Here is a 12,389-nt window from a genome sequence, read left to right as displayed (position 1 = left end):
GCTTTTGGATGCTGACAGGCAGCCGGCTGCGACGACGTACTTTCATACAACATATCAAGCCTCTGTTGGCTTACCTATGCCAGCCCCAAAAAGAAATGGCGCGTGTGCCGGTTTTTCCCCGGCACACGCGCCATTGTCATTTCAGGCCCCGTAATGTGCGGCCCGCCCCTTGGCCCAAAGGCAAGGGGGCAGGATATTACTGTCCACCGCCCAGAAGGCTGTCCACGTCGGAACGCGTCTGGTTGCGCATGTTGTCCCAGTTCTGACGCTCCGTATTGCCGGCATTGCGCAACTGGTCCATTTTCTGCTGCGGGGCATTGCGGATCGCATCAAGGCGATCGCGGCCAGCCTGCAGCTTTTCCTCACCCGCCTCACGGGCCCGGTCGAGGCGGCCGGTCGTGTCGTTGCGCAACTGGTCTTCCTTGTTCCGCAGCGCCTGCTCACGCTGCTGCATGCGCTCGTCGCTCTTCTCACGATAGTTCTGCAGACGGTTGTTCGCGCAATCCGTCGCATTCGCCGCACGGCCGAGCACGTCCCAGCCCGGCGTGGAGGAATTCTGGCTGCAATCCGTGGCGTGTGCTGCAGGAGACATGGCCAGAACAGCACCGGACAGACTCGCTACAAGAAAAAAACGATTGAAATTCATTACTATCCTCATCAACTGCAAGATAAGCTGACCCGACAGGAAACAACCATGGACTTATGGCCGCATTTGGACGGAGTTGTGACAAAATCCCTTCCCGTCCCTTTCCACCTCACATAATCCTCCCCATCCCCCGATGGGAGTCCTCCTGACACATGGCTGCCTTTTCCGGGACACAGGGGGCGCAAAACCGGCCTGATCCGGTTATATTGAAAAATAGCATATTCATTAAAATATTGTGATGATATATACTGCGCATACGTTATTGAAAGTGACACATTTTCTTATCGCCATTCATGATGTTACGTCCTTCATGCGGCCACGGATGCGGATTTTGCGTCCACGGGCCATGCCGGTCCGGCCACAGCCACGTGGCCATGCCCGGTGTTACGCCCATGCGATGCGGTGACTGAGGCCATGTGGGACCAGCCCTACCTCGAGACGTGCTGCCGTTCGGCGCTGCACCGCCTATGCCTGAGCGCACAGGCAGGCCGCCCGGCGGACGTGCCCGACGCCCCCTGCCTGAAACGGATGGCGGGGATGGGCCTGGCCCTGCAGCGCGATGACGGACGGTTTGTAATTTCAGCAACGGGGACCACACGGCATTGCAGCGAAATCCTGAAACGGCCCTGACATGATCAGCCACGAAGACATCTGGCGGGCGCTGGATCTTCTGGCGACAGAACGTGGCATGACCCCATCCGGGCTGGCCCGCGCGGCAGGTCTGGACAGCACGACCTTCAACCCGTCCAAGCGCATGACACCCGCCGGGCGGCCACGCTGGCCCGGCACCGAAAGCCTGGCGCGCACGCTATCGGCCACCGGCATCTCGCTCGAGGGGTTCGGGCGGCTGATGAACGGGCATGGGGACAGGCCGGGCGGGGCGCATCACGCGCATCTCAGGATCGTGCCATTTTCCGAACTGGGACAGGCCGAACTGTTTGATGAATCCGGCCTGCCCTGTGGCGATCGGTGGGAGACATGGGATTTCCACGGCCTGGCGGACCATCACTCGTACGCCGTGCTGGTCGATTCCGACAACATGGAGCCTGTCTTTCGCAACGGGGCCGTCCTTGTCGTCTCCCCCACCGCCGCGATCCGGCAGCATGACCGGGTGCTGCTGCATGGCCCCGATTCCCACCCGTGCTGCGGGATCGTGACCGACCGCTGGCACGACGCCCTGCCGAGCGCGCCGCTGCATGAACGAATCCGCATCCGTGGCGTTGGGCGCATAGAGGGGGAAACCATCGAAATGGATGGCGACACGCGTGTTCACCGCATTGCGATGGCCTGCCTGTAACCCTTGTCGCCGGATCGGGCACGACAGCCGCGCAAAACAGGATGAATTCATGATCTTCCGGCTGACTTTTGGCAATTTTTACCTTATGTCTCGCGCATGACCGACACGCCCCTTTCCCTGATCCGCAATTTCTCGATCATTGCCCATATCGACCATGGGAAATCGACGCTGGCCGATCGCCTGATCCAGGCCTGCGGCGCGCTGACGCAGCGCGAGATGACGAACCAGGTCCTCGACAACATGGACCTTGAGCGCGAACGCGGCATCACCATCAAGGCGCAGACCGTGCGCCTGACCTATCCGGCGAAGGATGGGAAGACCTATGTCCTCAACCTGATGGACACGCCGGGCCATGTCGATTTCGCCTATGAGGTCAGCCGGTCGCTGGCCGCGTGCGAGGGATCGCTGCTGGTGGTCGATGCGTCGCAGGGGGTGGAGGCGCAGACGCTGGCCAACGTGTACCAGGCCATCGACGCCGATCATGAGATCGTGCCGGTCCTGAACAAGGTGGACCTGCCCGCCGCCGACTGCGAACGCGTCAAGGCGCAGATCGAGGAAGTCGTGGGCATCGACGCCGAGGACGCGGTGGAAGTGTCCGCCAAGACCGGACTGAACATCGAAGCTGTGCTGGAGGCGCTGGTCACGCGCCTGCCGCCACCAAAGGGCGATGCCGAAGCGCCGCTCAAGGCGCTGCTGGTCGATAGCTGGTACGATCCCTATCTCGGGGTCATCACGCTGGTCCGCGTCAAGGAAGGCCGCCTGAAGAAGGGCATGCGTATCCGCATGATGTCCACCGGCGTTGTCCATAACGTGGACCAGGTGGGTGTATTCGCCCCGCGCCTGACCCCGGTGGAGGAGCTTGGCCCCGGGGAGATCGGCTACATCAACGCGGCGATCAAGACGGTGGCCGACTGCAACGTGGGCGATACCCTGACCGACGACCGTCGTCCCGCCGACAAGCCGCTGGCGGGGTTCAAGCCGTCCGTGCCGGTCGTGTGGTGCGGGCTGTATCCCGTCGTCGCCGATGATTTCGAGAAGCTGCGCGACAGCCTTGCCAAGCTGCGGCTGAACGATGCGTCGTTCCATTACGAGGCCGAGACCTCGGCCGCGCTGGGCTTCGGGTTCCGCTGCGGGTTCCTCGGGCTTCTGCATCTGGAAATCATCCAGGAACGCCTCAGCCGTGAATTCAACCTCGACCTGATCGCGACCGCACCCTCGGTCGTCTATCGCCTGTGGCGCACCAATGGCGAGATGGAAGAGTTGCACAATCCCGCCGACATGCCTGACGGTTCCCTGATCGAACGGATCGAGGAGCCGTGGATCAAGGCGACCATCATGGTGCCGGACGAATATCTGGGCGCGGTGCTGACACTATGCACGGAACGGCGTGGGGTGCAGCAGGACCTGACCTATGTCGGCAACCGTGCGATGGCGGTCTATCGCCTGCCGCTCAACGAAGTGGTCTTCGACTTCTATGACCGGCTGAAATCCGTCTCCCGCGGGTATGCCAGCTTCGACTACCAGATGGACAATTACGAGGAGAGCGACCTTGTGCGCATCTCCATCCTTGTCAATCAGGAACCGGTGGATGCGCTGTCCTTCATCGCGCACCGTTCGGCGGCGGAAACGCGGGGACGTGCGATCTGCGCGAAGCTGAAGGACCTGATCCCGCGCCAGTTGTTCAAGATCGCGATCCAGGCCTCCATCGGCAGCCGGATCATCGCGCGTGAAACACTTGGCGCGATGTCGAAGGACGTGACGGCCAAATGTTATGGCGGCGACATCTCGCGCAAGCGCAAGCTGCTGGAAAAGCAGAAGGAAGGCAAGAAGCGAATGCGTCAGTTCGGCAAGGTGGAAATCCCCCAGAGCGCGTTCCTTGCCGCGCTGAAGATGGACCAGTAACAACGGGCGCGACATGGCACGATTATCCCGCAAATGAGGGGGATAATCGTGCTGTTCCCCCTTGCGCTTGCACGAATTGCTGCTATGTTCCGCATCCGTCAGGCAGGATTTCAATCCCGCTCCTGACCGGCTGGAGAGATGGCCGAGCGGCTTAAGGCGCACGCTTGGAAAGCGTGTGTACGTTAATAGCGTACCGTGGGTTCGAATCCCACTCTCTCCGCCACGTTCTATTTTCCCATATAAAATCGGTTACTTAGCGACCTCTGCCGTTACAGTCTTGTATGGTGCAGTTACATGTGCCGCGTGAGCGCCGCATGGATGTTGGCAGGACTTTCGGTGCCACGAGTGGGCATAAGGCGGACGTGGTCAGGACGCTGCACACAATCGACCGCAATGAAGCGATGGGCCGCCGTGCAGAGGCAATCGGGCAGATACGCCGTGATGTAGACACGCGCCTGCAAGCCATCGGCCTGCCGTCCCCCGTATGATGGCTGATAACCCGAATGGGCCTTTGCATGGGCGGTAAAAGACAATGCGGACCAGTAAACGGATCTGAAAGATCAGCGATATGTCCGGACAGAATGCTGGCCCATATATCGACCTGTTCAGGTCCGTTGCTCTGGGCGAAGTGACGCCTCTGCTTCGGGCGTCAATCCCTGACACGACGCGACCACGGGCCTGAAGCGCACCCGGGCAACACGGGGCTTGCCGGTTTTCATGGTCCTGCAACCCCGGCATGGATGGGGTGTTCTGTATCCACGACTATCTGCGGGCCCGTGGCGCGACAGCCAGAAATGGCCCGCAATCACACCATCAATCGCCAATCATCATTCATCACCAGTCCCCATTGTAACTGGCATGCCATGAATTTCCCTGCATAACCGCCGGGACGGCCCATCCCGCATTTCCACCCGAATATTACTGGTCTGCCAGAGTGGAATTCGGATGTTTGTCCATTTTAAGATATATGTTATTGGCAACAATCATGCGGTATATTTTGCCCCCCATGAAGCACCGGATATTAACACTTTTTTCTGTTGCTTCTATTGCCATTTTTTCTTTGCCAACAACACTTTGCCGGGCCGCCGGGACTTTGGACCCTTCGACCCCGGCAGATGAGGTGGCCATGGCTGTGCCCATGCAGGGGGGGCAGGCAGCCCTGCTCCATCCGCTTTCTCCCAGCGATGCCGCCCGTATCCGTGCTGCCCTGGCAAGCCAGTCCGCAGGCAATTTCGACAGGGCCGATGCCCAACTGCAGCAGGTAAGGGATGGCAGCCTGACCGGCACCGTCCTGGCCGAACGGTGCATGTATGCGTCGTACGCCTGTTCCACGCCCATGCTGGAAAACTGGCTGGCACATTACCCGGATCTTCCGGCAGCACCCATGATGCAGGCATTGCTGGAATCCCATAACGATGTGCCTACGAATGTATCGGCAGGATACCCGATAACCGCCTCCACCAGCGCAAACAGGGCCTCTGGTGGCGCCATCACCGCCGTTGATGCGCAGAACCTTTATATACAGGGCCGGGACCAGTTCCTCCTCGACAGGGCTTTGGCCACGCCAGTATCTCGGGATACCGACGGCAAGGTGGCGTTTTACGCGGGCCTGTCCGCCTGGCGGTTGGGTGAGATACCGCAGGCACAACTCCTGTTCGCGTGGGCCGCCAGTGCTGGCAGGGGATCGAGGGACCAGCACAGCGCGGCCGCCTGGTGGGCAGGCCACGCCGCAGGACAGGTTGGCAACAGGAAAGATGCGTTGCGCTGGCTTGTGCAAAGCGCCCGTTGCCGGGACTGTTTTTATGGGGCGCTCGCACGCCATACCCTCAACAGGAACGACGGACAGATACATGATGCCGGCGTACCGACGGCCACGGACATCACGACAGTATCCGCCCGGCCCGCAGGCCACCGGGCGCTGGCCCTTCTTCAGGTCGGTCGTGTGGATCTGGCGGAAGCGGAACTGCGTAGTGACTGGGCGGATGCAGGCAATCCCGATGCGCGCCAGTCCATAGGCGTTGTCGCGCACGCGGTCGGGGACGTGGCCGAAATTTCGGATGTACCAGTCAGTCGCACGGAACCCAGCAGGCTTGTCCCCGGCCACACCATTGACCTTCCGCAGCGCTTTACGCCACGCGGTGGGTTCGTGGTGGACCCGGCACTCATATACGCAATCATTTCCATTGAGTCGCGTTTCCAGCCAGGGGTCGTCTCCAGAAGTGGCGCAAGGGGACTGATGCAGCTCATGCCGCGTACGGCAGCGAATTTCGCCGGTGGCCGAAAGGAGGATTTAAGCAATCCCTCCGTCAATCTGCTGATCGGGCAACGCTACCTGATGGCGCTTGCCCAGGATGAGCATATCAACAATCATCTTATCCGTCTGCTGGCGAGTTATGCTGTCGGCCATACTGCGGTCGCCCACTGGAACGCTTCTGCACAAAGCGAGAATGAGTCCCTTGCTTTTCTGGAGGCCATTCCCAACCCGCAGGTCCGCAAATGGATCGAGACAGTTCTTCTGCATAGCTGGATGTATTCAGAAAAACTCAACCGCCGTCCTGTGAGCCTTGACCTGCTTGCCGAGGGCAAGAAAGCCCAACTTCCCCTGGAAGCGGAAACATCCCTCCAGTAAAGGCACATCCTTTCAGGAGTTTTCTGGCGCCCCGGGAATTCCTGCCCGATGGAACAGGCAGGTCTTTGCTTCAATCTGCATGTCGGGAATAAATTCCAATTTTTATCATGCTATTTTTCTGTGCATCTTCGTGCGGATGACGGTGTGCATCTGCCCCCAGCGATTACCAGAAAGCGGTCAAGATACTGGAATCTCCGCGTACCTGCCATCAACCCGGTCAGGTCAGGGCCGCATCCTCTTCAACAACACCGGCCAGAAAATCCCGGAAAGTTCATGAGGTGCATGCCGCACGAAGCATGATGCTCCCCATGAACCATTTTTGAAAAAAGCTTCACCAGCTCTTTCATCTGGCAGACAGGCGGGATGCAGGATCAGGCGAAAATCCGCTCCATCCATGCCTCCACCGTATCCCCACTGCTGATCGCAGGATCAATCAGGCCATCGACCATGAAGGTGGGCGAGACATGGATGCCGTTCTGCCGTGCGTATTTGCAGTGCCATTTGATGGCCTTCTGCAACTCCGGCACGGCAAAGGCCTGCGCCAGCGCGACGCCGCTATACTGTTCCATGCGCCGGATGATGTCGTTGGGCGTGGCATCCATGTTGGGACCGGCGCAATGATTGGTGAACTCGAACTCCTCGCGATGCGCGCCAACGGCATCCATGACCCTGCGCGCCGTTTCCTTGCCCCCTTCCAGCGTGGAGGCGGCGAGGATGGCCCGCACGATCACGCCCGAAAACATGTGCCATGGCTGGGACTGGAACCGGATCTTGATCGTGATCCGGTCTTCCCCCGCCTGCCGCAGCAGCGCATCAAGCTTGCCAAGCGCCCGGACCGAGAACGGGCATGTTGGCTCCACGAAAATCTCGAACACCCGGGGGCCATGCCCCCAGACAAGGGGATCGACATGATAGGGCGTGGATGGACCTGACATATGTGGGACTCCCTGATGTTCTGGACGTGTCCGATGGCGCACCGATCAGGCACGCGACTTTTTTACCGCCTGTTCCCGCCAACCAAAAGCCTGCCCATGAAACATCGTGAAATTCAAAGAAGTTTTTGGTGAAGCTTTTTCCAAAAAGCTTCAGAAGACGCCGCCTTTTTAGAAAAAGGCGGCACCCAAAAACTTCTGTTCATCATCATGGGGCCGGTTTACAGCCGTCCCTGTCATGACGGCTTTTTTGCCGGGATCATGCGCCACATGCGCCCCGTGCGTCATTTCTAACATACTGTTTTTATTAGAAAGATGGTGCCGGGTGAGGGATTTGAACCCCCGGCCTTCGGTTTACAAAACCGCTGCACTACCACTGTGCTAACCCGGCAACTGCCCCCTTTGGAAAGGGACGGCTTCTGGAGGAAACGGGCCATGGAAAGCCCCATCCCCGGCCCGCCATGGGGCCATGGTTTTTCTTTTGCCCATATCACCCCGCATGGTCAAGCGGGGATTCCACCCCACCATGCATCAGTGCGACGCCTTCATGCGCGCGGCCCAGACCGACCGGATCCGGGCGCGTTCAGCGGCACTCAACTGCCCTGCCCCCGTGGCCTGTGCGGCTTTGCCATGACGGGCGGCGCCATGATGGCGGCGTGGCTGCGGCCGTCCCGCAACCGGCGCCTGACCCGATGCGGGGTTATTCTGCATATCCCGGATGGCCTGCGCGCACAGCGACTGCTTGCCCACCCCGGCCTCAATCGTTGGCAGCAGGGCCACCGGCGTCACCACGCCGAGCAGGACGGATCCCACCGCACGCGCGATCGTCTCCGTGCTCGGCGTGATGGACGGTTTCTTCAGCAATCCCGTGATATGCAGCGTCCCCGGAAAGGACCCCACCGCGAAATGCCGTGAATCCGTCATCAGCGCGTAATCGATCGTGTTGTTGCGGAAATCGAGGCTCCCCTTGCCAACCGTGCGGGTATCCCCCGTCTCGATCAGGAAGGTGCGCGTATCCAGTATGCCCTGGCGCAACGGCATGTCCGCGATCATGCATTTCAGGTCCGTCTTGCCCGGCAGACCAAGGATCGACAGCAGCGCCTTGCCAAGTTCCAGTCCCAGCAGGTCCGGCAGCACGGCGGAGATATCGCCCCCCTGATCCAGCGCGACCGTCATGCCGCCATCGCCATCGGCGACGATACCGGCCAGGGACGTGCCGGTGCCATGGATCGCCAGATGCCCGCCAAAGACGCCATTGCCCTCGAACTTGCCCGCGGCCTGCATCAGGCGCGAAAGGTTGATGCGCACAAGGTCGATCCCGATCTGCGCCTCCACCGCGTCACCATGGGGCGTGAACGTGCCATTGCTGGCCAGCGTGCCCGACCCCACCGCGAAATTCAGGTGATGGACGTCAATCACGCCATCGCGGATATCGGCCAGCACGTCGATATTGTCCAATGGCGTATGGCGGTTTTCGATATGGTCCCCGTGATAGGCGAAATGGACATTCGTCGCGCGCAGCTTCGGCATGTTGATCGGCGTGCTGGGCAGGACGGCGTTGCTGCTGGCATGGGCGCGGGCTTCGGCCTGCTGCTGCGCGGTGGAAGGTCTGTCCCCCGGCGTCGCGCCAAAGAACCCGCCAAGGTCGGCAAGGTCCACACGCCGCGAATGTAGTTCCGCATCCACGAACGGCACCGCCTGGTGCGGGTCGATCGACAGGTCACCGCCAAGGTCGCTGGAGCCGACATGCCCGTCAAGGTCACGGAAACGGACATGCGCCGCGCTGTAATCAAGGTTCCCCACCACGCGATAGGGCGGGGTCTGCGGGATGACCACCCCCGTCAGCGGATAGAGCAGCGACATGTCCGGCCCCGCCAGCGACAGCCGCAGCCGCGCCCCGGCAAGGGTCAGGGGATCATCCACCGTCCCGCGCAGCGTCAGGCGGGTCGCGCCATGGCGGATGTCGAGGTCAACCGGATAGGGCTGCGTGCGGTCCTGTAGCGAAACCAGCGTCCCGCCGGAAAAATGGCCGACGATCGCCTGCCCGACATAGGTGCCCTTTGCATCCATCAGCAGGCGGGCATCCTCCTTGTCCGTGGCGTCGGTCGTATGGACCTCGCCGCGCATGTCGGTATGCAGCCTGGCATGCGCGACATGCAGTTGCCCGCTGGCGATCCGTATCGCACCGATGCGTGGCATCGTCGTGGCGGCATCATTGGTGGCGGCCGATGTGTCCTTTGCTGCCGTGGCGTCCTGCGGCGCGGGGTGCTTCGCGTCCGCTTCCCGTGCCCTCGCCTGCTGGGCCTGCTGTGTCGCCGGGGTCGCCTTGGGATCGGAAAAATCGTAATTCGTGCTGCCATCCGCGCGTTCGCGGAGTTCCACGACCGGGGTGTCGAGCGCGATCAGCGGCAGGTCCAGCCCACCACCCGACAGCAGCGGCCACCAGCGGATGGCGACGTCAAGCCGCCGCACGGTGGCAAGTGGCGGCAGGTCGCCAAAGCCCTCGGGCTGTTCGATACGGACATCATCGGCCCCGATCGTAATGACCCGGCCGGGATGGACATGCAGGTGCGCGATCGTGACCCTGCGATGGATCGCCGCCCCCGCCCTGCGCTCCACCAGCGGAATGAACCAGTCCCATGACCACAGGATCACCAGCGCAAGCACCGCGACACACAGCGTACCCGCCACGATCGCGCGCACGGGCGGAACCGCGCGTCCCTTGCGGGGTGGGGGATCCTGCCTGCGTACGATTCCCCTGCCTGTCTCGGTCATGCCTGCCCTTTCTTCCGGATTGATGCGAAACGCCTGCCATTGCACGAAGTTTCGACCCGCGTCCCGCACCCCCCGTCCCCATGCCCTGCATGGCCCCGGCATGGGGAACCCGCATGGGCGAAACAACGGGGTGGCGTGGAAGGATGCGGTCCTGTAATTGCCGTGTAGTCATACCCATATCATCACTGGCTGTCCCAGTTACCGCAGAAAGGTTTACCGATGCCTGCCTATCGTTCCCGCACCACGACACATGGCCGCAACATGGCCGGTGCGCGCAGCCTGTGGCGTGCGACCGGCATGCAGGACCAGGATTTCGGCAAGCCGATCATCGCGGTGGCCAATTCGTTCACGCAGTTCGTGCCGGGGCATGTCCACCTCAAGGACCTGGGCCAACTGGTCGCGGGCGCCGTGGCCGAAGCCGGCGGCGTCGCGCGGGAATTCAACACCATCGCCGTCGATGACGGGATCGCCATGGGCCATGGCGGCATGCTCTACAGCCTGCCGTCGCGCGAACTGATCGCGGACGCCGTGGAATACATGGTCAACGCCCACTGCGCCGATGCGCTGGTGTGCATCAGCAACTGTGACAAGATCACGCCGGGCATGCTGATGGCGGCGATGCGGCTGAACATCCCCACGATCTTCGTCTCCGGCGGGCCGATGGAAGCGGGGAAGATCCTGAACGAAGGCGTGGAGCGTCGCGTTGACCTGATCAGTTCGATGGTCGCGGCCGCCGATAGCCGCGTCAGCGATGACCAGTCGCAGCAGATCGAACGCTCCGCCTGCCCCACCTGCGGGTCGTGTTCCGGCATGTTCACCGCCAATTCCATGAACTGCCTGACCGAGGCGCTGGGCCTCGCCCTGCCCGGCAATGGCAGCCTGCTGGCCACCCATGCCGACCGGCGCGACCTGTTCGTGCAGGCCGGGCACCGCATCGTCGAACTGGCGCGGCAGTGGTACGAACGTGACGACGCCACCGCCCTGCCGCGCGGCATCGCCACGCTGCCCGCCTTTGAAAACGCGATGTCCGTCGATATCGCGATGGGGGGATCGACCAACACGGTGCTGCACCTGCTGGCCGCCGCGCATGAGGGCAAGGTACCCTTCACCATGGCCGACATCGACCGCCTGTCGCGCCGGGTGCCGAACCTGTGCAAGGTCGCGCCCTCGCGCTCCGACATCCATATGGAGGACGTGCACCGCGCGGGCGGCATCCCCGCCATCATGGGCGAACTGATGCGCATGGGCCTGATCCATGACGACGTGCCGACGGTGTACGCCCCCACCCTGCGCGCGGCGCTGGCGAAATGGGACATCAGCAGCCCCGACGTGGACGGGGCCGCGCAGACCCTGTTCCGTGCCGCCCCCGGTGGCGTGCGCACCACGCAGGCCTTTTCGCAGGCCAGCCGCTACACCGAACTCGACACCGACCGGGCGGCGGGCGCCATCCGCGACAGCGAGCATGCCTACAGCCGTGACGGCGGCCTTGCCGTCCTGTTCGGTAACATTGCCGAGGACGGGGCCATCGTGAAGACGGCGGGCGTTGCGGCGAACCTGCTGACCTTCACCGGGCCTGCGCGGATTTTCGAAAGCCAGGATGATGCCGTGTCCGCTATCCTTGGCGACCGGATCAAGCCGGGCGATGTCGTCGTCATCCGTTACGAAGGGCCGAAGGGCGGTCCGGGCATGCAGGAAATGCTCTATCCCACCAGCTACCTGAAATCCAAGGGGCTGGCGGAAAAGTGCGCCCTGATCACCGATGGCCGCTTTTCGGGCGGCAGTTCGGGCCTGTCGATCGGCCACATCTCCCCCGAGGCGGCGGAAGGCGGCCTGATCGGCCTGCTGGAGGAAGGCGACACCATCGAGATCGACATCCCCGCGCGCGTGCTGCGCACCACGGTGGGGGACGCCGAAATGGCCGCGCGCCGCGACCGCATGGAAGAGCGCGACGAACAGGCATGGCAGCCAAAGCGTGACCGTGTCGTTTCCACCGCGCTGCAGGCCTATGCCGCGCTGACCACCAGCGCCTCGCACGGGGCGGTGCGCGACGTGACGCAGTTGCGCCGCCGCGTCATCCGCTGATGCATTCCGCCGGGCGAGGTCATTCCTGCCCGGCGGCCGTGGTGTTCTTTTTTGAAAAAAAGAACCAAAAAACTTTCATTCATTAAAAGTTTTTGGTGAAGCTTTTTTCAAAAAGCTTCAAAAGGA

8 protein-coding genes and 2 tRNA genes are annotated in these 12,389 nt (G+C 61.9%); 6 read left to right on the top strand and 4 right to left on the bottom strand.

Annotated elements, in window-relative coordinates:
• Positions 1 to 196: 196 nt before the first annotated feature.
• Positions 197 to 592 (bottom strand): hypothetical protein, encoded by a 396-nt coding sequence (locus tag HNH97_RS04885; protein WP_227744598.1) that lies wholly within the window; start codon positions 590 to 592, stop codon positions 197 to 199.
• A 468-nt stretch (positions 593 to 1,060) separates the two neighbouring features.
• On the opposite strand from HNH97_RS04885, the gene HNH97_RS04880 reads away from it, so the two are divergent.
• From HNH97_RS04880 to HNH97_RS04860, 5 genes are all read left to right on the top strand, one after another.
• Positions 1,061 to 1,276 carry a hypothetical protein gene (locus HNH97_RS04880; RefSeq protein ID WP_110912549.1) on the top strand — a complete coding sequence of 72 codons (216 nt, stop codon included), beginning with the start codon at positions 1,061 to 1,063 and terminating at the stop codon, positions 1,274 to 1,276.
• 1 nt (position 1,277) lies between these two features.
• Positions 1,278 to 1,943, top strand: a complete 666-nt coding sequence (locus HNH97_RS04875) for a helix-turn-helix transcriptional regulator (RefSeq protein WP_171790082.1) — start codon at positions 1,278 to 1,280, stop codon at positions 1,941 to 1,943.
• Between the two features lie 96 nt (positions 1,944 to 2,039).
• A complete protein-coding gene (gene lepA / locus HNH97_RS04870) occupies positions 2,040 to 3,845 on the top strand; it encodes a translation elongation factor 4 (protein ID WP_171790081.1) in 1,806 nt (601 codons plus the stop codon).
• Between the two features lie 132 nt (positions 3,846 to 3,977).
• A tRNA-Ser gene (locus HNH97_RS04865) sits at positions 3,978 to 4,068 on the top strand.
• A gap of 711 nt (positions 4,069 to 4,779) precedes the next feature.
• The gene (locus tag HNH97_RS04860) at positions 4,780 to 6,474 is read left to right on the top strand and encodes a lytic transglycosylase domain-containing protein (protein WP_265176025.1); all 1,695 of its coding nucleotides are present in this window, start codon (positions 4,780 to 4,782) and stop codon (positions 6,472 to 6,474) included.
• A 371-nt stretch (positions 6,475 to 6,845) separates the two neighbouring features.
• Here HNH97_RS04860 and HNH97_RS04855 read toward each other — a convergent pair whose 3' ends face one another.
• From HNH97_RS04855 to HNH97_RS04845, 3 genes are all read right to left on the bottom strand, one after another.
• The gene (locus HNH97_RS04855; RefSeq protein ID WP_110912484.1) at positions 6,846 to 7,409 is read right to left on the bottom strand and encodes a DsbA family protein; all 564 of its coding nucleotides are present in this window, start codon (positions 7,407 to 7,409) and stop codon (positions 6,846 to 6,848) included.
• 313 nt (positions 7,410 to 7,722) lie between these two features.
• Positions 7,723 to 7,797: transfer RNA gene (locus HNH97_RS04850), tRNA-Thr, on the bottom strand.
• 140 nt (positions 7,798 to 7,937) lie between these two features.
• Positions 7,938 to 10,181 (bottom strand): AsmA family protein, encoded by a 2,244-nt coding sequence (locus tag HNH97_RS04845; RefSeq protein WP_171790080.1) that lies wholly within the window; start codon positions 10,179 to 10,181, stop codon positions 7,938 to 7,940.
• Positions 10,182 to 10,400: 219 nt separating this feature from the next.
• On the opposite strand from HNH97_RS04845, the gene ilvD reads away from it, so the two are divergent.
• On the top strand, positions 10,401 to 12,263 hold the full coding sequence (gene ilvD, locus HNH97_RS04840; RefSeq protein ID WP_171790079.1) for a dihydroxy-acid dehydratase: 1,863 nt from the start codon (positions 10,401 to 10,403) through the stop codon (positions 12,261 to 12,263).
• Positions 12,264 to 12,389: the final 126 nt, after the last annotated feature.

Origin of the sequence: Gluconacetobacter entanii, assembly GCF_013155425.1 — a bacterium.
Classification (GTDB): Bacteria; Pseudomonadota; Alphaproteobacteria; order Acetobacterales; family Acetobacteraceae; genus Novacetimonas; species Novacetimonas entanii.
Note: the sequence above shows the minus strand (reverse complement) of the source record. Positions and strands in the feature narration are given on the sequence as shown.